The following is a 21,335-nucleotide window of genomic DNA, read 5'->3' as shown; positions in this document are numbered from 1 at the left end:
GCGAGCATCCCGGCCCGCTGGAAGTCCCTCAGGCGGTGACGCGTTCGATGACCTGGCGGGCGAACGGCGGGATCACCTTGCGCAGCACGTTCGCCTCGTGCGAGTCGGCGCGGGCCAGCGCCTCCTCGGCCGCCGCCAGGGTGCCCGCCCCCGTCAGCAGGTCGATCGCGGCCAGCCCCGCCGCGCCCGCATCCCTGGCCGCGGCCACCCACGGAGCCAGCTCCCTGGCGATCGGCCCGGCCACCCCGGTGGGCAGCCCGGCCAGCCGGGTCAGCTCGGCCCGCAGCACCTCGTACGGCCCGCCCTCCAGCGCCGCCGCGCACAGGGCGGTCAGCGCCGGGCTCGGGTCGTCGCCGGGCGGCCACGCCGAGCACGCCTCCACCAGCGGCAGCAGCTCCGCGGCCCCGGGCAGCAGCCGGATCGCCCGCTCGTGCGAGCGCGCCGGCTCGTAGGCCGCCAGGTGCCAGGCGTAGTCGGCCACCGTCGTCAGCGCGATCCGGGACGCCGCCGCCTCCACCATCGGGTTGGCGGTGATGCCCTCCAGCGGCACGTCGTCCAGGTCGGTGGCCCGCCCGACCAGCGGGCCGAGGAAGACCCGGGAGAAGTCGAAGTCGTTGACGGGGAAGTTGTCCCACAACGCCACGCGGTGCCCGTAGGAGGCCGCGGCGGCCGTCACGTCGTAGGCGGAGATCGCGCCCACCACCACGTCGGAGCCCGTCCACCAGACCAGCACCCCGGCGGGCAGCTCCGCCGCCAGCCGGTCGCGGTAGGCCGTGCGGGCGGTGCCCGCGTAGTCGGTGGGCACCATGGTCAGCGGCCGGTCCGCGCCGTGCGGGGCCAGGAAGTGCTCGGCGAAGTCGCGGCACACCGCCGCGTGCGCGCTCGCGCTCGCCCCCTCCGCCGTGCCGTACGCCTCCCGGTCGGGCAGGTGGCTCAGCTCGGGCGGGATGTCGTCGAAGAGCAGCGCGAACTCCCTGACGCCCGCCTGCCACACCTGCTCCGCCTTGGCCCGCAGCGCCGCCCGCTCGGCCGGGTCGCTGTAGACCATGGACAGGCCGGGGCTGAGCGCGAACACGAACCGCACGTGCCGCGCCGCCGCCTCGTCCACCAGCTCGCCCAGCCGCGCCAGCTCCTCCGCCGGGTACGGCTCCCGCCACCGCTCCCGGTGGTACGGGTCGTCCTTCGGGGCGTAGACGTAGGCGTTGAGCTTGTGCCTGGCGGAGAAGCGCAGGTGGTCCATGCGGTCGGCGTGCGTCCACGGGGTGCCGTAGAAGCCCTCGATGGTGCCGCGCAGCGGCAGGTCGGGCCAGTCGCGGATGTCGGACTCCGGCACGCACGCCCGGTGTTCGGCGCAGGGAGCCGCGGCCATCGCGAGGAGGGTCTGCGCGCCGTAGAACGCCCCGGCGGGATCGGCTCCCACGATCGCCACCCGGCCGTCGCCGGCCGTCAGCGTGTACCCCTCCGGCGGCAGCCCGGCGCCGTCGTCCACCCGCACCTCGACGACCGCCGGGGTGTCGGCGGGTGAGGCGAGTGCGTGGCGCAGCTCGGCCACGGCACTTCCGGCAGCGGCGTCGCCCTGGACTCCAGCGTCACACAGCTCGACGTGCGAGATACCGAAAGTAGCCTTTTTCGGACAGGGAACAATCCACTCCTGGACCTCCATTGTGGGAACGATACCGGATAGGATCGGGCCTCGTGGGAATGCCAGTCACCGAAGTCGCCCCCGGGGTTCTCCGCGTGGAGGACACCTGCCACGTCTACGTCATCAAGGCTCCCGCCGCGCCGGGCGAGGAGCGCACCGGGATCACCGTCGACTTCGGCTCGGGCCGGGTGCTCGATCTGCTCGACGAGCTGGGCCTCGACCGCGTCACGGACGTCCTGGTCACCCACCATCACCGCGACCAGGTGCAGGGCCTGCACCGGGCGGCCGGGGCGGGCGTGGCGATCCACGTGCCGCCCGTCGAGCGTGACCTGTTCGAGAAGGTCGACGAGATGTGGATCGGGCGGCAGCTGCTCAACGACTACGACCTGCGCGACGACCGCTTCTCGCTGCTGGAGCCGGTCGAGGTCACGGGCGTGGTGCCGGAGTATAGGACCGCCCGTTACGGCGGGGTTGAGGTGCGCGTCCTGCCCACACCGGGTCACACGCCCGGCTCCGTCACGTACGTCGTGGGCGGGGCCGCCTTCACCGGCGACCTGATCTACGCCCCCGGCAAGGTGTGGTCCCTGGCCGCCACCCAGTGGTCGTACACCGAGAACGAGGGCCCCGCCATGGTCGTCCTCAGCGCCGAGCTGCTCCAGCGGGAGGAGCTCGACGTGCTGCTGCCCTCGCACGGCGAGCCGATGAACGACCCGAAGGACGCGCTGGCCCGCCTGTCGTCCGCCATGCAGCGGTACGTGGACTTCCGCCGCCCCCACCCGTGGGACGTGCGCGGCCTGCTGAACAACCCGTTCGTGCAGGTCACGCCGCACCTGCTGATGAACAGGAGCAGCCAGTCCTACAGCTACGCGCTGCTGTCGGAGTCGGGCGCGGCCATGGTGTTCGACTTCGGCTACGACATGTGCACCGGCCTGGTGAAGAGCACCGCGCGCGAGGCGCGCCGCCCCTGGCTGGCCTCCCTGCCGGCGCTGCGCGAGCACTACGGCGTCACCACCGTCGAGGTCGCGCTGCCCACCCACTACCACGACGACCACGTGGCGGGCATGCCGCTGCTGCGCGACGTCGAGGGCACCGCGATCTGGGCGCCTTCCCACATCGCGCCCATCCTGGCCGCGCCGCTCCACCACGACCTGCCGTGCCAGTGGTTCGATCCGATCCCGGCCGACCGCGTGCTCGGGCTGGGGGAGACGGTGCGCTGGCGGGAGTACGACATCACGGTGCACGACCTGCCGGGGCACACGCTGTTCGCGGCGGCGTACGAGTTCGAGGTGGACGGGCACCGGGTGCTGGTGACCGGCGACCAGCAGGACGGGATGGGCATTCCTGATGAACGCCAGGAAATCCTGAACTTTCAGTACAAGAATAGGTTCCGGATCGAGGACTACCGCAAGAGCGCCGCGCTCTACCGGCGCCTGCGTCCCGATCTCATGGTCAGCGGCCACTGGCGACCCCGCTGGGTGGACGACGACTACCTGCACCTGCTGACCGAACGAGGCGAGGAGCTGGTCGCGTTGCACCACGACCTGCTCCCGCTGGACCGGCTCGACCTCGGGGCGGACGGCGTGCTGTGCCGCCTGACGCCGTACTATACGAGCGTCCCCGCGGGCGGCGAGGTCGTGCTGACCGCCACCGTGCGCAACCCGTGGCCGGACAAGGTCGTGGCCACCGTCGAGCCGGTGGTGCCGCCCGGCTGGCGGCGCGAGCAGGGATCCCTGACGCTAAGGCTGCCCGGAGGGGGTATGGAGCAGGTGCATCTCCGTCTCGGCGCCGACGCCGTGCCGCGACGCCGCGTTCGTCTCGCAGTCGACTTGACCATCGGCGATCTGCGTCTCGGGCAGCACGCCGAGGCTCTGGTCGACGTGGTCGCGGAAGGGATTCGATGACCATAGAGCGGCGCAGCACCCCCCTCAGCCGTTCCAGGCGTCCCACCATCAAGGACGTGGCAGAGGCAGCCGGCGTCTCACGCTCCACCGTCTCCCGCGCGCTCACCGGGCGCGGCTACGCCGCCAGCGACGTGCGCGAGCGGGTGCTGCGCGCCGCGGCCGAGCTGGGCTACGTGCCCGACGTCATGGCCCGCACGCTCAAGCAGCAGGTCAGCCGGTCGGTCGGGGTCCTGGTGAGCGACCTGCGCAACCCGTTCTACGCGGAGCTGGCCGCCGGCGCGAGCCGGGAGGCGCGCGAGCGCGGCTACACCATGGTGCTGGCCGACACGAGCCTGTCGGCGCAGGCCGAGGGCGAGGCCGCCGAGGCGCTGGTCGCGCTGCGGGTGGCCGGGGTGGTCGTGACGCCCAACTCCTCGCGGGTGTCCACCTACCTGGCCTCCCACGGCATCCCCGTGGTCGAGGTCGACCGGCAGTTCGCGGCGGGCTCGACCGACGGCGTCGTCGTCGGCAACCGCGTCGGCGCCCGCACCGCCACCGCCCACCTCGTCGGGCTCGGTCACCGCAGGATCGCGCTGTTCATCGACGAGACCGACTGGACCACCGGCTACGAGCGCTACCAGGGGTACCTGGAGGCGCTGAACGCCGGTGACATCAAGGTCGATCCCGGCCTGGTCGTCTCCTCGGGCTGGGACGTCGCCGACTCCCGCCGCCGGGCGCTCGACATGCTGCGCGGCCCCGACCGTCCCACGGCCGTGTTCGCCGCCAACAACGTGCTCGCCGAAGGCGTCTGGCGGGCGATCGGCGAGCTGGGGCTGAGCGTGCCCGGCGACATCAGTCTCGTCGCCTTCGACGACGCGCCCTGGATGAGCATGGTCTCGCCCACGGTCAGCGCGGTCTCGCAGGACACCTTCAACCTGGGCGCGACCGCCGTACGCAGGCTCGACGAGCGCATCGAGCGGCCCGAGTCCGACTCCGTGACGACCGTGCTCAACGTGCGGCTCGTCGAGCGCGAATCGACCGCGCGGCCGCCCGCCGTCTGACAATTCCTGCATCCGGTGCGTTGACCCACGGGGAAAGGTCGCCCTAGGATCCCGTGTGGGAACGATGTCACAACCTCAACGCGGCAGTCGTTCCCGTCGGAGGCCCCATGGAGCACGATCTTCCCGCTGTCTTGTCGCTCGACATAGGCGGCACGAAACTCGCCGCGGGCGTGGTCACAGGCGATGGCCTGATCCACGGCTGGCAGGTCACCCCCACCCTTCGGCAGGAGGGCCCGCAACCCGTCCTGACCAGGCTGTTCGACCTGGGCAGGAAGGCGATCGCGGAGGCCGGCGTGCCCGAGGTGGCCGCGGTCGGCATCTCCTGCGGCGGCCCGCTGGACGCCGCGACCGGCGTCCTGCAGTGCCCGCCGCACCTGCCCGGCTGGATCGACGTGCCGATCGGCGCGCTGGCCACGGAGGCGTTCGGCGTCCCGGCCGCCCTTGAGAACGATGCCACGGCCGCCGCGCTGGGCGAATTCCGGTACGGCGCGGGCCGCGGCACCAGCACGATGCTCTACCTCACGATCTCCACCGGCGTCGGCGGCGGCGCCGTCATCGGCGGCCGGTTGCACCGCGGCGCGGCGGGCAACGGTGGCGAGCTCGGGCACGTCATGGTGCGTCCCGGCGGGCGGAAGTGCTCGTGCGGGCGCCGGGGCTGCCTGGAGGCGTACGCGTCCGGCACCTCCATCGCCGAGCGCGCCCGCGAGGCCCTCGCCGCCGGCCGCCCCTCGTCGCTGTCCGCTCTCGCCCGGCCCAGGGCGGAGGACGTCTCCCGCGCCGCCGAGGCGGGCGACCCGCTCGCCGTCGAAGTGTGGGACGAGACCACATGGGCTCTGGGAACGGCGCTCACCGACCTGGTGAACGCGTTCGAGCCCGAGCTCGTCGTCCTCGGCGGCGGCGTCACCCGATCGGGCGCCCGGCTCCTCGACCCCGTCGCCGCGGCGGTCGCCAGGGACGCCATGCCGCCTGCCGCCCGCGCCGCGCGCTTCGAGCTGGCCAAGCTCGGCGACGGCGTCTGCGTGGTCGGCGCCGGAGCCGTCGCCCACGACCTCGTCACCGGCCGCACGTCCTGACGCCACCGGCCCCGCGCATCCCCCTGATCTCGCCGCAGGAAAGACCCCATGCCTGATCTTCCCCCGATGCCCCCGATCCCCGACGTCCTCGCCGAACACGTGGCCGGCCACCTGGCCGCCGCCCGCGGCATGGCGGCGCTCCTGCCCGCCGTGGAGGCCGCCGCCGACCTGCTCATCGAGACCTTCACCCGCGGCGGCACCCTCTACACGATGGGCAACGGCGGCAGCGCGGCCGACGCCCAGCACCTCACCGGCGAGCTGATCGGCCACTACAAGCGCGACCGCCGCCCGCTCCCCACGGTCACGCTCACCACGGATGCGACCGTTATGACGTGCATAGCCAACGACTACGCCTATGATGACGTCTTCGCCCGTCAGGTCCGGGCGCTTGCCCGTCCGGGCGACGTCGTGGCGGCGTTCACCACCAGCGGCAACTCGCCCAACGTGGTCAGCGCGCTCGAGGCCGCACAGTCCAACGGCGCGGTGACGTTGCTGTTCGGCGGTGGCGACGGCGGCGCCGCGGTCAAGTACGCCGATCACCTCCTCCTCGCCCCCAGTTCAGAGACACCGCGCATCCAGGAGATCCACACACTGATGCTGCACATGATCAGCGAGAAGGTCGACGCGTGGGCGGCCGCATGACGAGGCGCGCGGCCCCCATGTCGAACGCGCCCTCCGGCAGCCAGCCGCGCGACCTCGCCAGGGCCCCCAGGCCCGCGGCGTCCCCGGCCCGCACCCTGCACATGATCGGGAACGCGCACCTCGACCCGGTGTGGCTGTGGCCGTGGCAGGAGGGCTACCAGGAGGCGCGGGCCACGTTCTGGTCGGCGATCCACCGCATGGACGAGTACCCCGACTTCGTCTTCACCTGCGACCAGGTCGTGCTGCTGTCGTGGGTGGAGGAGTCGGACCCGGAGCTGTTCGCCAGGATCCAGGAGAAGGTGGCCGAGGGCCGCTGGGTGATGGCGGGCGGCTGGTGGGTGGAGCCCGACTGCAACATGCCGTCGGGCGAGTCGTTCGTCCGCCAGGGCCTGTACGGGCAGCGCTACCTGAAGGAGAAGTTCGGCGTCACGGCGTCGGTCGGGATGAACGTGGACCCGTTCGGCCACAACGCGATGCTCCCCGCCATCCTGCGCGGGCAGGGCATGGACTCCTACTGCTTCCTGCGCCCGGGCCCGCACGAGAGCGAGCTGCCGGGCACCATGTTCTGGTGGGAGTCGCCGGACGGCAGCCGGGTGCTGGCCTACCGCATCCCGTTCGAGTACTGCAGCCCGCCCGGCGAGGTCGCGGGCCAGACGGAGAAGGCGCTCGGCCAGCTCGACCGCTCGCTCGGCGACCTGATGATCTTCTACGGGGTGGGCAACCACGGCGGCGGCCCCACCAGGGCCAACATCGAGTCCATCCACCGCTACGACCGGATGGGCACGTTCGGGGAGCTGACGATGTCGTCCCCGCGCCGCTACTTCGACGAGATGGCCAAGCGGCTGGGCGAGCAGGGCCTCGCGGAGCTGCCCGTGTGGCGCGACGACCTGCAGCACCACGCGGCCGGCTGCTACTCCGCGCACTCCGGCATCAAGGCCTGGCAGCGCAGGGCGCAGGCGGCGGTGCTGTCGGCCGAGCGGTGGGCCGCCGTCGCCGGTCACGACGCCCGCGCCGACCTGGAGCGGGCCTGGAAGCAGGTGCTGTTCAACCAGTTCCACGACGTGCTGCCCGGCTCGGCCATCGAGCCCGCCTACGACGACGCCCGCGACCAGCTCGGCGAGGCCGTCGCGATCTCCAAGCGGATCATCACCAGGGCGCACAACGTGATCGCCCGCGACATCGCGGTGCCGGAGGAGAGCGGCACGCAGCCGGTCGTCGTGTTCAACCCGCACCCGTGGCCGGTCACCACCCGGGTCGAGATGCAGTACGGCCTGGCTCCCAACGGCGTGCACGTCGTGGACGCGGACGGCGCCGACGTGCCCTGCCAGCGCACCCAGTCGGTCGCCACCACCGACGACAAGGGACGCGGCGCCACCGTGTTCCAGGCGGAGCTGCCCGCGCTCGGCTACCGTCTCTACCGGCTGCGGCAGGGGCCGGGCGCGCACCCGGGCGGCACCCTCCTCGCGTCCGCGCACCAGCTGGAGAACGACGTCCTGCGGCTGGAGCTCGACCCCGTCACCGGCTGGCTGTCCCGCCTGCTCGACAAGCGCACCGGCGTCGACCTGCTGGCCGGCGCGTCCGGCCCGCACACCCAGGTCTGCGAGGACCCCACCGACACCTGGGGCCACCGGGTCGTCTCCTACGACTGGCCGGGCGAGGAGATGGTCACCACCGGCATCGTGCTGCGCGAGCACGGCCCGCTGCGGGCCCGCCTGCGCGTCGAGCGCGAGTGGGGCAGCTCCACGATGGCGGAGGAGTTCATCCTGGGCGCGGGCGGCGACGACGCCGTCGAGGTGCGGGTCACCCTCGACTGGCGGGAGCAGGCGCACCTGATGAAGCTGCGTTTCCCCGTCGGTCTGGAGAGCCCCGTGGCCACCTACGAGATCCCGTTCGGCCACCTGAACAGGCCCATCGACGGAGCCGAGGAGCCCGCCCAGTCGTGGGTGGACCTGTCGGGCTCCGTGGGCGGCGCCCGCGCCGGCCTGGCCGTGGTGAACAACGCCAAGCACGGCTACGACGTCTCCCCGCCGAGCCCCGGGCGCAGCCACAGCATCGGCATCACCGCCGTGCGCAGCCCGGTCTACTCCTGGCACGACCCCCGGCTGCTCGACCCCGACGGCTACTACTCCTTCCAGGACCAGGGGACGCAGCGGTTCTCGTACCTGCTGGTGCCGCACGGCGGCGACTGGCGGACCGCCGGGCTCACCCGGCGGGCCGCGCTGCTCGGCTCGCCGGTGCGGGCGATGCTGGAGAGCTTCCACGACGGCCCGCTGCCCAGCGCGCGCGGCTACCTGGACGACGGCGGCGCGCAGGTCATGGTCACGGCGGTCAAGCTGCACGAGGACGCGCCGCGCGACCTCGTCGTGCGGGCGGTCGAGACGACCGGGCAGGCCGGGGTGGCGGTGCTGAACATTCCGATGGCCGGGGTCAGGGTGATCGCCGACTTCGGGCCGTGCCAGATCCGCACGTTCCGGATCCCGCTGGACGACCCGCTCTCCGCGGTGGAGACGGACCTGGTCGAGCTGGGGGTGCGCAAGGGCGCCTGCACCGTGGAGGCCTGGTGACCACGGGCGCCTTCGTCGTCCCGGATCCTGACGGCGGCGAGGTACTGGTGGAGCCCCTGGACGCTTTCAGCGTCGGGTGGGCGTGGGGCGAGCGGCGCCCCACGGGCCGCCGCGAGCTGACCCTCACCATCCGGTACGACGGCGCGGAACCGGCCGCCGCGACCGTCCGCGTGAGCAGGTCGGTGACGGCCGTCGGCGACCCGTGGTGGCTCATCCCCGGCCTCTTCTACGGCGAGAACCGCCCGGAGGCCTGCCAGCGCGTCTTCCCCCGCTTCGAGCCGGGCGCCGACCGCCCCGAGGAGATGGTCTCGGCCCGCTGGGGCTTCCGCGCCGACCGCGCCGCCACCCCCGCCGTCCTCGTCTGGGGCGACACAGGCGGCACGGCGCTGATCGCGGACGAGCACTCGCCGCTCGGGCCCACCGGCCTGGCCATCGAGCACGAGACGGGACGGGCCACGATCGCGCTGCTGTTCCCGTACCGCGAGTTCCCCGTCACCTACTACGGCTCCGCGCTGGCACTGCCCGCCCGCGCCGCCACGCACGTGTGGCAGCCGGGCGAGACACATGTCCTCACGCTCGCGACCAGCGCGCTGCCCGCGGACCGGCACGCGTACGCGCCGCTCCTGCGTGAGGACCGCGACCTGCGCCTGCCCGCCGCCCCCGTCGAGCCGTGGGAGGACGTGGCGCAGGCCGCCGACATCGCGGCCGAGGGCCTGTACCGCTGGCACTACGACCCCGACCCCGGTGTGCTGCTGGAGACGGTCGGGTTCGACAGGGAGGTGAGTGGGACCGACGGCGAGCGGGTGGACCGGCAGGCCATGCACGTCGGCTGGGTGAGCGGGATCCCGTGGGCGGCGGCGCTCCTGGAGCACGGGCTGCGGAGGGGACGGCCCGAGCACGTCGCCGCCGCTGAACGGGTCATCGGCTTCATCTGCGCGAACCTGTCGCCGTCGGGGACGTTCTGGGGCACCTGGTACCGGAAGTCGGGCTGGTCGCAGAGCTGGAGCCACGTCAAGGACGCCCTGCACGCGCGCACGCTCGGGGAGGCCACCCTCTTCCTGCTGCGCGCGCTGCGCCTGCGCCACGACCCGGCCTGGGAGGCGGCCGCCCGCTCCAACCTGCGGGTCATGGCCGCCCGCCAGCGCGCCGACGGCAACCTCGGCACGCTGCACCACGCGGCCACCGGCGAGGTCCTGTCCTGGTCCGGCGCGTCCGGCCTGACCTGGGTGGCCGCGCTCGCCGAGTCCGGCGACCCTGACCACCTGCGGGCGGCCGAGCGGGCGGGGGAGTACTACGCCTCGTTCGTGGATGACGAGTTCGTCTACGGCGCGCCCGAGGACGTGGACCTGGCCCCCACCTCGGAGGACGGGTACGCGGCGGTGATGGCGTACATGGCGCTGCACCGCCGCACGGGCGCGGCCCGCTGGCTCGACCTGGCCCGCCGCGCCGCCGACTGGACGCTCACCTTCCGCTACACCTACAACGTGCGCTTCGGCCCCCGCACCCCGCTCGGCCGCTACGGCTTCGCCACCCGGGGCGCCGACCAGGCCTCGCCGTCGAATCAGCACCTGCACGCGTACGGGCTGGTGTGCACGGCCGAGCTGGTGGAGCTGTCGGAGGCGCTGGGCGACCCGTACTACGCGGAACGGGCGTACGAGACGCTGGACTGCTTCCGCCAGCTCCTCCCCGCGGCCGACGGCGACCTCAACGCCTACCGGGGCATGATCACCGAGCGTTACTACCAGACGGACTGCTTCCAGCCGAAGGGCATGTACCTGACGCTGTCGCACGCCTGGAGCGCGGGGGTGCTGCTGCTGGCGTGCGAGCAGGTGCTCAGGGGTCAGGGTCCTCCTGCCACGTCTTTGACGAAGATGATCCCGTCGGTCGCGCCGAGCTGATCCGGATCAAGCGGGAAATATCCGTAGTTGTCCGCTGTGTCTGTCCGCTGGGTGAGCTTGGCCCCCTCCAGGGCCGACGCCAGCATCCGGGAGTCGACCAGGTACCGCTGCCCGGGGAGGGCGGCCAGCACCCCTTCCACCGTCCCGGGGTCCGGGTCCCCGAGCCCCTGGTGGCGGACGGCGCCGAGCCCTGAGGCCAGGAAGGCGTACCCGGTGCCCAGGCGGGCGGCGATGATGGCTCCCGCGCTCCACCACTCCAGGTCCAGGTCCGCGAGCCGCCACCGGCTGATCTCCCGCTGCAGGTGCCGGTTGTGGGCGAAGACCAGCGCGGGCCCGTGCCGGGCGACGGCCTCCAGGTTGTCGGCCATCATCGCGTCGCGCAGGCCCAGCAGCCGCGCGACGCGCTGCGGCGACGGGTCTGCCATGCCCGCGTGGTAGCGCAGCAGCCCCGTGGCGGTGCGCGCGTACAGGTGCGCCCGCTCCCACTCCGCCCGCTCCCGGTCCGTGCCTGAGGTCGCGGGGATCAGGTGCGGCGCGTGCGTGGTGAGCAGCGGCACGAGGTCGTCGGCGAGCAGCCGCAGCTCGGCGACGTCGGGGGAGTTCCCCACCGACCGGGACGGGTCCATGGCGGCGGCCTGGTCCGTCCACCGCTCGTCGGGCCCGAGCAGGCGCTCCAGGGTGTCGCGGGAGCAGGGGAGAGGGACGCCGGCCGCCGACAGGTAGTCGTACAGCCCGACGAGCGTGTGACGAGGGCTGGCCGCGCTCATCATCTCCAAGGGCGCGTCGAAGCCGAAGAAACGCAGCCGCTCCCCGCCGGGACGGCCCTCGTTGTACGCGCGCATCCACCGGAGGAGGTCGCGGGTCGCCTCCCGGTCCCAGAAGCCGTGGCTGAACCCGGCCCGCATGACCTCGTCCAGCGAGCCCTCGCCCGTCCGGACGTACTCGTCCACGAGCAGGCCCGCCACGCAGTCGCTCTCGATGGCGAACGCGCGGAAACCCTCCCGCTCGACCAGCTCCCTGAAGATCTCGTTGCGCAGCTCGTGGACCGGCCGCTCGTCGTGCATCGCCTCGCCCAGCCCCAGCAGCCGGGGACGGGCGGGCAGCGAACGGACGAACCGGGTGACGGCGGCGACGCCCTCGACGTCGAGATCCCGGGCGGCGTCGGCGACCGACGGGGCAGCATGCATGACACGGTCCTGTTCTGCCGGAGACGTACCTTCCACGGTATCGTTGAAGCTCCTGTTGAGACTTTGACCGTGGATCCGTCGCACCACCCCCGCCGGACCCTCAACCTGGTGAGGTACGTCATGCCCCGAGGGCGGCTGCGGCCGGTGGACCTGGCGCGCGAGCACGGCCTGTCCACCCAGGCGGTCCGCAACTACGAGGACGCAGGCATCCTGCCGTCCGCCGCGCGCACCGAGCACGGCTACCGCACCTACACGGGCCGCCACGCCCAGGCGCTGCGCGCGTTCCTCGCCCTGGTGCCGGGGCACGGGCACGCGACGGCGACGTCCATCATGCGGGCCGCGAACGAGGGCGCCACCGAGGAGGCGCTGCGGCTCATCGACGAGAGCCACGCCCAGCTCCTCGACGACCGCGGCACCCTCCGGGCGGTCGAGCAGGCACTGCGCACCCTGGTGCCGCCGCGCTCGCCGGAGCCCGGCGTCACCTTCATCGGCCCGCTGGCCAGGAAGCTGGGGATCCGCCCTGCGACGTTGCGCAAGTGGGAGCAGGCCGGGCTGGTCGAGCCGCGCCGCGACCCGGCCACCGGCTACCGCGTCTACAGCGCCGCCGACGTCCGGGACGCGCAGCTCGCCCACCAGCTCCGGCGGGGCGGCTACCTGCTGGAGCAGATCGCGCCGCTGATCCGGCAGGTCCGCACGGCGGGCGGGCTGGCGCCGCTGGAGAGCGCGCTGCGCGACTGGCAGGCCCGGCTGTCGGCCAGGGGGCGGGCGATGCTGCGGGGCGCGGCGGCGCTGGACGCCTACCTCGACTGGACGGAGTGAGCCCCGGCGTGCTCTGCCGGACGCCGTCGCCACGATGTCGCCGATCCCTGTCCTGCCGGGCGTCCGGCGGTCAGTATGGAGATCAGCCGGGCGGGCCGCCGCCCCCCGCCGTGCAGGACCGAGCCACAGGGAGGCCCGCCATGGCCGTGGAGCTCATCTACGAGACGCACGCCACCACCACCGACAACGAGGACGGAATCTCCACCGGCTGGCTCCCCGGCGAGCTGTCGGCCGCCGGCCACCGCCAGGCGCTCGAACTCGGCGAGCGCCGCCGGGCGGACGGGCTGGCCGCGGTGTTCGTGTCCGACCTGCACCGCGCCGTGCGTACGGCCAGGATCGCCTTCCCCGACGGCTACCCGCCGATCCTCCAGGACCGGCGGCTGCGGGAGTGCGACTACGGCGACCTCAACGGCAGCCCGGCCGCGCTGATCGCCGAGCGGCGCGCCAGGCACATCGACGAGCCGTTCCCCGGCGGGCAGAGCTACAGCCAGGTGATGGCGGCCACGCGGGCGTTCCTGCACGACCTCGTGAAGGGCTGGGACGGCGCCCGGGTGCTGGTGATCGCCCACTCCGCGAACCGGTGGGCGCTGGACTGCCTGCTCGACGGGGCTTCGCTGGAGGCGCTGCTGGGGGAGGGGCGGTTCGCCTGGCAGCCGGGGTGGCACTACACGGTGCCGGACGGGTTCTGATCAGCGCGAGAGGGCCGGGCGGCCCTCTCGCCCGGGGGGCGTCAGCTGCCGACCGGTTCGGCGCGCAGCCGGGCCGAGTGCTTGACGAGCGTGATCAGCACCTCCCGGCTGGAGTCGCGCTTGCGCGCGTCGCACATGATGATCGGGATGGACGGGTTGAGCTGCAGCGCCAGCCGCACCTCGTCCAGCTCGAACGTGGGCGCCCCTTCGAAGCAGTTGACCGCCACCACGAACGGCGTGCCGCGCCGCTCGAAGTAGTCGACCGAGGGGAAGCAGTCGGCCAGGCGCCGCGTGTCGGCGAGGATGACGGCGCCCAGGGAGCCCTCCGCCAGCTCGTCCCACACGAACCAGAAGCGCTCCTGCCCCGGCGTGCCGAACAGGTACAGGACGTAGTCGTTGCCGAGGGTGATGCGGCCGAAGTCCATCGCCACGGTGGTGGTGCGCTTGGCCTCGACGGAGGTGAGGTCGTCGACGCCGATGCCGCGGTCGGTGAGCACCTCCTCGGTGCGCAGCGGCCGGGTCTCGGAGACGGCGCCGACCATCGTCGTCTTGCCCGCGCCGAACCCGCCGGCGACCAGGATCTTGATCGCGGTCGGCAGGCGCGGACGCTCAGAGCGAGCGAAGACCATCGAGCACCGCCCTGTAGAGCTTCATGTCGTGCATGTCCACCTCGGATGTTGGTTCCTGGGCAGAGACGAGTTCGCGGTCGAACAGGTCGCCGAGCAGCACGCGGATGGTGCCGGCCGGAAGGTCCAGGTATGCGGCTATCTCGGCTACGGACTTGGGTTCGCGGCAGAGCTGGAGTATGCGCAGGTGCTCCGGGTCCAGCCCGGCGTCGGGCCCTGGCGGCGGGCCGATCGCCAGCGCCATGGAGATCAGGTCGAACCTGCCGTGGGCAGGCTGGGTACGGCCACGGGTCACGACATAGGGCCGGATGATCTCCGGATCCACCCAGTGTTCGTCCGTGGGCTCGTCCGCGCCTCTCACCGGTCGCTCCCGGCGACGGCCTGGGCGCCGCGCGCGCCGGACGTGAGGTACTGGCCGACCCGCGCCACCATCATCGCCATCTCGTACGCGACCAGCCCGATGTCGGCGTTCTGCGCGCACAGCACGGCCAGGCAGGCTCGCTCGCCGGCCGCGGTGACGATGAGGAACTGGTTCTTCCACTCCACGACCGTCTGCCGCACCGCACCACCGGCGATGTGGTCGGAGACGCCCTTGGCCAGGCTCTGCAGCCCGGAGGCCACGGCGGACAGGTGCTCGCCGTCGGTGCGCTGCAGCGCGGCGGACGAGGCCATGAGCAGCCCGTCGGAAGACAGCACGATCGCGTGCTCGGCCTCCTTGACCCGGTTGACCAGGTCGTCCATCAGCCAGTTGAGGTCGGTGCCCGAGGTGGGGGTCATGCGTCACCTCCTTGCTGGTCGTCCAGCATCTTGGCCGCCTGGGAGCGGCCGCGACGGGTGCCTGACTGCAGAGATCCCATCATCGCGCGGATCTCCTCCGGCGAGCGCTCGTCATCGTCCTCCTCAAAGTCGGGCTGCGTGGGCGTGTCGTCCCGCAGCGCTGGCGCCAGGTTGGCCTGGGGCACCCGAAGGGGGAGCCCCCCTGGTGTGAACTCGGTCACAGACTCCTGCTCCGGTTCGGCTGGCGTTTCGGCTTGTGGTTCCGGGGCGGGCACGGGTTCCGGCCGGATGGGCCGGGGCGCGGCTTCCGGCCGCGCCGGTCGGCCGGGCCCGGGGGCGGTCTCCGGCCGGGGCGATCGGGTGGGCAGGGGGTCGGGGGCGGGCGTGGGGGCCGGGACGGTGGGGCGCGACGGCAGCGTGCGCACGTTCTCCGCCGTGGCGGGCCGGGTGGCCGTGGCGACGGCGGGCTGCCTGCGCGGCAGCCGCTCCCGCTCGCCGGTGCCGCGCGGCTCCGGCGTGGGGTCGAGCTGGACGAGCTCCTGCGGCAGCAGCACCACGACCGTCGTGCCGCCGTACGGGGACGCCTTGAGCACCACCTGGATCTCGTGGCGCTTGGCGAGCTGGCTGACCACGTAGAGGCCCAGCCGGGCGGTGCCGGTGATGCGGAACTCGGGCGGGTCCGCGATGCGCTCGTTGGCCGAGTCCAGGTCCTCGGGCTTCATGCCCAGGCCCCTGTCCTCGATCTCGATCACGTACCCGTTGGCCACGAGCTGGCCGCTGACCTGCACGTTGGTGTACGGCGGCGAGAACGACACGGCGTTCTCGATCAGCTCGGCGAGCAGGTGGATGACGTCACCGACGGCCCGGCCGACGAGCACCACGTCGCCCATCGGCATGAGTGAGACGCGGGTGTAGTCCTCGACCTCGGCCAGCGCGCCGCGCACCACGTCCACCATCGGCACAGAACGCCGCCACGTACGGGCGGGCGACGAGCCGGACAGGACGATCAGGTTCTCCGCGTTGCGGCGCATGCGGATGGCGAGGTGGTCGAGGCGGAAGAGCTCCTTCAGCTCCTCGGGGTCGGTCTCGCGGCGCTCCATCACGTCGAGCACGGTGAGCTGGCGGTGCACCAGGCCCTGCGTCCTGCGCGCGAGGCTGAGCAGGATGTCGCGGATGCTGCGGCGCAGCTCGGCCTGCTCGGCGGCGACGGCGATGGCGGTGCGCTGCACGGTGTTGAACGCCTGGCCGACCTGGCCGATCTCGTCGTCGCCGAAGTCGAGCGCGGGGGCCTCCTTGGCGACGTCCACCTCCTCGCCGTGGCCGATGCGGTCGACGATGCCGGGCAGGCGCTCGTCGGACAGCTCGTGGGCGGCGTCGCGCAGCTTCCTGAGCTGGGCGAGGAGTTGCCTGGTCGTGGTGATCGACAGCACGATGGATGCGATGACAGCGAGCAGGCCCAGACCGCCCGCGAGGACGAGCCGGACGACGACGCCGACGGCGATCGGCGTGATCCGCTCCAGCAGCCGGTCACCGGCGGCGAGCGTCACCGTCTGCATGCCGTCGAGCATGGAGCCCGCCGACCTGCGCCACTCCTCGCTGTTCACGGGCAGCGGTTCGAGCGTGGCTTCGTGCTGGACGAGCTGGTTCTCCATGGCCTGCACCCGGGTGACGGGCGCGGTCTTGAGCCAGGCGTCGAAGGCGGCCCTGTCCTCGTCGCGGAGTTTCTGCAGCGCCTCGTTGAACGAGTAGCGGAAGACGCCGACGGTCTCGACGAACTCGGTGTGCTCCGCCTGGGTGAAGCCGCCCTTGGCGAAGACGCCGGCCAAGAGGGCGTCCTCGCGGGCGAAGATCTCGCGCACGTGGTGCATCTCCGACAGGGTGCGGCCGTCCTTGGCGGCCTCCTTGTCGTCGAACTCGGCCACCGAGTCGTACATGCGGTAGAAGGAGTCGATGACCGTGTTGTACTCGGCCGCGGCCTGCGCGAAGTCGGCCTTGCCCGAGTCGATCGACTTCCTGAGGGCCGTCAGCCGGTCGAGCTGACCCATGACCTCCCGCTGGCGCCGGCTGAGCGAGTCGTCCATGGCGAACTGCACCACGGTGCCCGACGCGGAGGTCTCGAACTCGGCGCGGATGGCGTCGGTCCTGGCGCGCTGGTCGCGCAGGGACTTGTCCGCCTGGCGGCGTCCCGCGCCGAGGTGGGCGGCGGTCAACCGGCGCTCCTGCTGCAGCTCTACCAGCAGCGGCTCGCTCGGGTCGATCACGCCGCTGTTGACCGTCGCGGCCCACAGGAGGTTGACGCCTTCTCGCAGCGTCACCCAGGCGGCGAAGGCCCACAGCAGTGTGAGCGACACGATCAGCGCCGTGACCTTGGCCCGGACACTGGCATTACGGAAGCGCATCGAGCCCACCAATGGAGAAAACGACCTGGTCGGCGTGCCTTGTCAAGAGAAAGTAATGGACACCCGACGAATCTGACACTTGGCTCACCCTAGCAACGCGACATTCCTCCCTCAACACGAAAGAGTGCAGTTAGGTCGCTATGTCCTGTTTTTTCCTCCTAAATTCCCCTTTGGAGGTAGGGTTGCGTCACATGGAGGGCTGCCAGGATGGCCGCTCGCACAATTGCGTTCGGCGTGTAAAGGTCCTTGTCATGCCACATGGGTGGGTAATCCGATAAAGCGAACACGCGCATGAGGAACCCGCATCCCCGCTCGGCGGCTCGCACGCACCTCTCGTCCGGCTCCAAGCCGCCGAGCAGTAGGGCCTGCACCGCGTACGCGGTCTCCTCCGGACCGCCCGCCCACCGGCCCCACGACCCGTCCTCCCGCTGGGCCCCCAGCACCCACTCCCTGGCAGCGCGGATCGCGCCGGCGTACTGCGGCCCGCCGAACTCGCCCAGGGCGAGCACGCAGGCCAGCGTGGCGTAGAACGGTGAGGCATGCCACCGGTCGCTCCAGCTCCCGTCCCTGCCCTGCTGCCCGCCCAGCCACCGGGCCACCCGCGCCATCATCGGCCGGTACGTGTCCGCTGCCGTCGGCCTGGCCCGTACGTACTGACCGAACGAGTCAAGAACGTGGGCGTTGACGCTCACCGAATAGCCGTCCTCGCCCTGCCAGGTGCAGAAGTGCTCCCCGGTGTCGAACGTCTTCAGCGACTCTGGCTTGCATGGCATGCCGAGCAGCGCCAGCGCGTAGAGCGCCACGCTGGTGGTGTCGGCGTCAGGGGGCAGCCCGGCCCCGGCCGCGGTTCCGTCGGGACCGATCGCGGCCCGCAGGTCCGCCAGCATCTCCGGCGGCACCTCCACCGGAACGTCGGCTCTGGCCAGCCAGCTCAGCACCCAGCCGCGCTCGAAGACGGTGATCGGCAGGCCGACGGGCACCGGCCCGCCGTACCTTCCGGCCACCGCCTCCAGATGGCGCCGTGCCGAGTCGGCCGGGTCGGGCGGCAGCGCGTCCAGCCAGGCGGCGGTGGCCGCGGGGGAGGCGCCGATCGTGCCGATCGACGTGGGCCGCACAGCACCTGCCCGTACGGTTTCCGCTTGCACGGTCCCGGCGGCTCGTACCGCGTCGGCGCCCGCCACCTCCAGCACGTGCAGCACCTTCTGCGGCGGCTCGACGCCCGCCGCCAGCAGCCGCCTGACCTTGCCCAGCCGCTCGCCGTCCATGCCGGGCGGCAGGGGCAGCGGCGCGGCGGAGCGATGCGCGTCGATGAGCGCGACGAGATGCGGCACGATCAGCTCGATCGCCGGCGTGTCGGGCAGGTCGCCCGGTCCGGCGAGCATCCGGCGCAGCGCGTCGAGCCCGGCCCGCGCGGTCGGCATGACGGAGGCGGGATCGGCGTCCCCGCGAGCCGCCGCGGACAGCAGCCCCTCGGTGGCGCTCAGGGTGGGCACCAGACCATACCCATCGGGCGCGCCCCAGGAGCCGTCGCCGTGCTGCCCGGCCAGCAGGTAGGCCACCCGCTCCCGCTGACCGGCCAGCCAGGGCGCGATCGTGACCATGCGGCCGGTTTCGTAGACGGACGGGGACACGTTGCCCCAGGGCTTGGCCATGAGCTCGGAGACCAGGGCCCTGGCCTGGACGGGGACGTCGATCACGACGCGGCCTCGGCCCAGAAGTCGGACAGGCCGTAGAAGCCGGCGCTGAAGTGGAGCTGCCAGTCCAGGTACGCGGCCGCCCGCGGATGTTCCTCGCGCAGCGGCCCGATGAGCTCCGTGGCCCGTGCGGTCAGCGCGGTCATGCGCTCGTTCACCTCGCCGAGGCTCAGTCCCAGAGTGAAGGCGTTGAGGTCGCCTGAGCGGGCCTCCCTGCGCCGCGTCGCCACGTCGTTGAGCAGGCGGAGGTAACGCTGGACCGCCTCGCCCGCCGGCCGTAGCCGCTCCAGGTCGCGCGGACCGCGGGCCTGGCCGGTGTGGATCCAGTGCGTCAGGGCGATGAAGTAGGCGCCGGTGCTGTCGGCGTTGGCCACGTACTCCTCCGGGCCGGGTGGAGGGCCGGAACGGGCCCAGTCCCATTCGCGAGTCATCGCCGCCAGCATGTGCCCGAGCTGGTCACGCCAGCTCGTGAGCAGCTCGGGACCGGCGGCCAGCTCGCCTCGCAGATCGGCCAGGAAGGCTGCGGCGGGGGACGCGGGCGCCTGCCCGCCCGCGGCGGCCAGGCAGTCGGCGACGAGGGCGGCAACCTGTTCCCGGGAGATCGCCTCCTCGTCGATCAGCCGGTCCACCGCGAACACCAGCAGGGAGGCCCGGTTGATCGCGCGCAGCTCCACGGCGGTCGCCCACGGCGAGCCGAACGCGCCCGCCAGCGCGAGCGAGCTGTAGAGCCCGGCGTCGAACGACTTCTGCGGAAAGAGCTCGCCGTACCGGGCGGCGACCCTGGCGAGGTCGCGGCCACCGACGACGGCCACCGCGCACGTGCGGCCGGTCTCGAATGTACGGTTCACCGCGGGACCAGCGTCATGCGCAGCCCCGCCGCGGGCCGCAACGAGGAGGCCAGCCGCGGCAGGACGGGGCCGTCATGGTGCACGACCGGCCGGTACCTTCGCAGGATGCCCGCGATCAGCAGCGGCGCCTCCATCATGAACAGGTGCTGCCCTAGACACACGTGCGGGCCCGCGCCGAACGGCCAGTACGCGTAGCGGTGCCGCCTGCTCTCGCCCACAGGGGCGAACCGCTCCGGGTCGAATGTCAGCGGCCGGTCCCAGAAGCGCGGCAGCCGGTGCGTCAGGTAGGGGCTGAGCAGCACGGTGGAGCCGGCCTCGATCGTGACGCCGTCCACGACGTCGGTCTCGACCGCCATCCGCGGCAGGATCCAGCCCGGTGGATAGAGCCGCAGCAGCTCATTGACGAACTGCCGCAGGTAGAGCAGGCCGGGCAGGTGCGCGGTGCTGACGCGGTCGTCGCCCACCACGCGGTCGATCTCCTCCTGCACCTTGGCCGCGACCTCCGGGTACGCCTGCAGCACCGGCCAGGCCCATGTCAGCGCGGTCGCCGAGGTCTCGGTGGAGGCTCCGTGCATGGCGACCAGGTCGTCCCTGATCCGGCGGTCGCCCTCGGCGGTGAAGTCGTCCTCGCGGGCCCGGCACAGCCGCGAGACGACGTCGTCGCCCACCTGCCGTTGCGCCCTGGCCTGCTTGATCCGCGGGTAGACCACGTCGTCGATGGTTTCGATCGCGTGCTTGAACGGCTGGTCTCCCGGCAGGGGGAAGCGGTCGGGCACGAACGGCATCACCAGCCGGATGGCCTTGGCGGTGACGGCCACGTCATAGGCGGGCACCAGCCGGTTGATGTCGGCGACCGAGATCTTGGCGCCGAAGAACAGGCGCACGATCGTCGGGTGCACGATCGCGGAGACGCCCCTCGCCACGTCGAACGGCTGTCCGGGGACGACGGTCTCCTCGATCAGCTCATCGATGATCTCGGCCATGCGCTCGGCGAGAGCGTTGACGTACTTGGCCGTGAACAGCGGCTGCAGGATCCGCCGGCTCTCCGACCAGCTCTCGCCGTCGGACAGGATGCCCTCGCCGAGCAGCGGCGCCAGAGGGTCCCAGAACATCCCCTCGCGCACGTAGTTGCGCTGGTTGGCCACGAGCACGTGCTGGACGTGGTCCGGATGCGTCACCAGGTATGGGCGGAACGGCCCCATCGCGAGCCGGACGAGCCGGCCGTCGGCCTGCGTGCCCGCCTCCTCGAAGGCGTTGATGGGGACACGGGCGTGTCTCGTGAGCTTACGGAGGAAAGGCATGGTTCGGTCGGGGGCGGTGGCGGTCGCCACGGGTGATTCCTCCATCGCGTACGGTGCCCGTCTCAAATCACGGACATTTCCTGACATATGTCAACCGTTGAGTGGAGTATCACATGCTTGTGCATGTAGATTCAAGATCGTACCCCGGGTAGGAGCACCAGTTGAATCTCAGTCATCCGACGGGCGGGACCACTGTGGCCCGCTGTCGCGGCCTCCTCGAGCCGGCCCTGCGCGA

Annotated in this window: 17 protein-coding genes; 8 read left to right on the top strand and 9 right to left on the bottom strand. The window is 72.3% G+C overall.

Annotated elements, in window-relative coordinates; genetic code table 11:
- Nucleotides 1-28: 28 nt before the first annotated feature.
- Nucleotides 29-1,552 carry a protein O-GlcNAcase gene (locus FXF51_RS09605; protein WP_187414279.1) on the bottom strand — a complete coding sequence of 508 codons (1,524 nt, stop codon included), beginning with the start codon at nucleotides 1,550-1,552 and terminating at the stop codon, nucleotides 29-31.
- A gap of 149 nt (nucleotides 1,553-1,701) precedes the next feature.
- Here FXF51_RS09605 and FXF51_RS09600 point away from each other — a divergent pair, with 149 nt between their 5' ends.
- The 6 genes from FXF51_RS09600 (at nucleotide 1,702) to FXF51_RS09575 (ending at nucleotide 10,760) form a co-directional block, all read left to right on the top strand.
- Entirely contained in the window at nucleotides 1,702-3,543 is a 1,842-nt protein-coding gene (locus FXF51_RS09600; protein ID WP_148434137.1) for an MBL fold metallo-hydrolase, read from the top strand.
- A 56-nt stretch (nucleotides 3,544-3,599) separates the two neighbouring features.
- Nucleotides 3,600-4,583 carry a LacI family DNA-binding transcriptional regulator gene (locus tag FXF51_RS09595; RefSeq protein WP_222871212.1) on the top strand — a complete coding sequence of 328 codons (984 nt, stop codon included), beginning with the start codon at nucleotides 3,600-3,602 and terminating at the stop codon, nucleotides 4,581-4,583.
- 107 nt (nucleotides 4,584-4,690) lie between these two features.
- Nucleotides 4,691-5,656, top strand: coding sequence for an ROK family protein (locus FXF51_RS09590; RefSeq protein ID WP_148433924.1), 966 nt, complete (start codon nucleotides 4,691-4,693; stop codon nucleotides 5,654-5,656).
- A 48-nt stretch (nucleotides 5,657-5,704) separates the two neighbouring features.
- Nucleotides 5,705-6,298 (top strand): SIS domain-containing protein, encoded by a 594-nt coding sequence (locus FXF51_RS09585; RefSeq protein ID WP_222871211.1) that lies wholly within the window; start codon nucleotides 5,705-5,707, stop codon nucleotides 6,296-6,298.
- Complete coding sequence (locus tag FXF51_RS09580) at nucleotides 6,295-8,862, top strand: alpha-mannosidase (RefSeq protein WP_148433923.1); 2,568 nt, start codon at nucleotides 6,295-6,297, stop codon at nucleotides 8,860-8,862. Before FXF51_RS09585 ends, FXF51_RS09580 begins: the two co-directional genes overlap by 4 nt.
- Entirely contained in the window at nucleotides 8,859-10,760 is a 1,902-nt protein-coding gene (locus FXF51_RS09575) for a hypothetical protein (protein WP_148433922.1), read from the top strand. Before FXF51_RS09580 ends, FXF51_RS09575 begins: the two co-directional genes overlap by 4 nt.
- Here FXF51_RS09575 and FXF51_RS09570 read toward each other — a convergent pair.
- The gene (locus tag FXF51_RS09570) at nucleotides 10,703-11,947 is read right to left on the bottom strand and encodes an erythromycin esterase family protein (protein WP_148433921.1); all 1,245 of its coding nucleotides are present in this window, start codon (nucleotides 11,945-11,947) and stop codon (nucleotides 10,703-10,705) included. The two genes, FXF51_RS09575 and FXF51_RS09570, sit on opposite strands and share 58 nt — an antisense overlap.
- Before the next feature lie 120 nt (nucleotides 11,948-12,067).
- On the opposite strand from FXF51_RS09570, the gene FXF51_RS09565 reads away from it, so the two are divergent.
- Nucleotides 12,068-12,766, top strand: coding sequence for a TioE family transcriptional regulator (locus FXF51_RS09565; protein ID WP_148434135.1), 699 nt, complete (start codon nucleotides 12,068-12,070; stop codon nucleotides 12,764-12,766).
- Between the two features lie 140 nt (nucleotides 12,767-12,906).
- A complete protein-coding gene (locus FXF51_RS09560) occupies nucleotides 12,907-13,455 on the top strand; it encodes a histidine phosphatase family protein (RefSeq protein WP_148433920.1) in 549 nt (182 codons plus the stop codon).
- A gap of 41 nt (nucleotides 13,456-13,496) precedes the next feature.
- Here FXF51_RS09560 and FXF51_RS09555 read toward each other — a convergent pair whose 3' ends face one another.
- The 7 genes from FXF51_RS09555 to FXF51_RS09525 all read right to left on the bottom strand — a co-directional run bounded on the left by FXF51_RS09555 (nucleotide 13,497) and on the right by FXF51_RS09525 (nucleotide 21,100).
- On the bottom strand, nucleotides 13,497-14,084 hold the full coding sequence (locus FXF51_RS09555; RefSeq protein WP_080036634.1) for a GTP-binding protein: 588 nt from the start codon (nucleotides 14,082-14,084) through the stop codon (nucleotides 13,497-13,499).
- On the bottom strand, nucleotides 14,065-14,442 hold the full coding sequence (locus FXF51_RS09550; protein ID WP_148433919.1) for a DUF742 domain-containing protein: 378 nt from the start codon (nucleotides 14,440-14,442) through the stop codon (nucleotides 14,065-14,067). The genes FXF51_RS09555 and FXF51_RS09550 overlap by 20 nt, the downstream gene beginning before the upstream one ends.
- A complete protein-coding gene (locus tag FXF51_RS09545) occupies nucleotides 14,439-14,858 on the bottom strand; it encodes a roadblock/LC7 domain-containing protein (protein WP_148433918.1) in 420 nt (139 codons plus the stop codon). The genes FXF51_RS09550 and FXF51_RS09545 overlap by 4 nt, the downstream gene beginning before the upstream one ends.
- Complete coding sequence (locus FXF51_RS09540; protein ID WP_148433917.1) at nucleotides 14,855-17,257, bottom strand: nitrate- and nitrite sensing domain-containing protein; 2,403 nt, start codon at nucleotides 17,255-17,257, stop codon at nucleotides 14,855-14,857. Before FXF51_RS09540 ends, FXF51_RS09545 begins: the two co-directional genes overlap by 4 nt.
- A gap of 158 nt (nucleotides 17,258-17,415) precedes the next feature.
- A complete protein-coding gene (locus FXF51_RS09535; RefSeq protein ID WP_262379381.1) occupies nucleotides 17,416-18,954 on the bottom strand; it encodes a prenyltransferase/squalene oxidase repeat-containing protein in 1,539 nt (512 codons plus the stop codon).
- On the bottom strand, nucleotides 18,951-19,799 hold the full coding sequence (locus FXF51_RS09530) for a terpene synthase family protein (protein ID WP_148433916.1): 849 nt from the start codon (nucleotides 19,797-19,799) through the stop codon (nucleotides 18,951-18,953). The genes FXF51_RS09535 and FXF51_RS09530 overlap by 4 nt, the downstream gene beginning before the upstream one ends.
- The gene (locus FXF51_RS09525) at nucleotides 19,796-21,100 is read right to left on the bottom strand and encodes a cytochrome P450 (RefSeq protein WP_187414278.1); all 1,305 of its coding nucleotides are present in this window, start codon (nucleotides 21,098-21,100) and stop codon (nucleotides 19,796-19,798) included. The genes FXF51_RS09530 and FXF51_RS09525 overlap by 4 nt, the downstream gene beginning before the upstream one ends.
- Nucleotides 21,101-21,335 lie beyond the last annotated feature (235 nt).

Source organism: Nonomuraea sp. PA05 (assembly GCF_008086045.1).
GTDB lineage: Bacteria > Actinomycetota > Actinomycetes > Streptosporangiales > Streptosporangiaceae > Nonomuraea > Nonomuraea monospora.
Note: the sequence above shows the minus strand (reverse complement) of the source record. Positions and strands in the feature narration are given on the sequence as shown.

What these genes read in the sequence shown, in the direction of transcription:
- FXF51_RS09600 (WP_148434137.1), top strand. Translation starts at nt 1,702, where the DNA reads ATGCCAGTCACCGAAGTCGCCCCCGGGGTTCTCCGCGTGGAGGACACC.
- FXF51_RS09590 (WP_148433924.1), top strand. Translation starts at nt 4,691, where the DNA reads ATGGAGCACGATCTTCCCGCTGTCTTGTCGCTCGACATAGGCGGCACG.
- FXF51_RS09585 (WP_222871211.1), top strand. Translation starts at nt 5,705, where the DNA reads ATGCCTGATCTTCCCCCGATGCCCCCGATCCCCGACGTCCTCGCCGAA.
- FXF51_RS09580 (WP_148433923.1), top strand. Translation starts at nt 6,295, where the DNA reads ATGACGAGGCGCGCGGCCCCCATGTCGAACGCGCCCTCCGGCAGCCAG.
- FXF51_RS09570 (WP_148433921.1), bottom strand. Translation starts at nt 11,947, where the DNA reads ATGCATGCTGCCCCGTCGGTCGCCGACGCCGCCCGGGATCTCGACGTC.
- FXF51_RS09565 (WP_148434135.1), top strand. Translation starts at nt 12,068, where the DNA reads ATGCCCCGAGGGCGGCTGCGGCCGGTGGACCTGGCGCGCGAGCACGGC.
- FXF51_RS09560 (WP_148433920.1), top strand. Translation starts at nt 12,907, where the DNA reads ATGGCCGTGGAGCTCATCTACGAGACGCACGCCACCACCACCGACAAC.
- FXF51_RS09555 (WP_080036634.1), bottom strand. Translation starts at nt 14,084, where the DNA reads ATGGTCTTCGCTCGCTCTGAGCGTCCGCGCCTGCCGACCGCGATCAAG.
- FXF51_RS09545 (WP_148433918.1), bottom strand. Translation starts at nt 14,858, where the DNA reads ATGACCCCCACCTCGGGCACCGACCTCAACTGGCTGATGGACGACCTG.
- FXF51_RS09540 (WP_148433917.1), bottom strand. Translation starts at nt 17,257, where the DNA reads ATGCGCTTCCGTAATGCCAGTGTCCGGGCCAAGGTCACGGCGCTGATC.
- FXF51_RS09525 (WP_187414278.1), bottom strand. Translation starts at nt 21,100, where the DNA reads ATGCCTTTCCTCCGTAAGCTCACGAGACACGCCCGTGTCCCCATCAAC.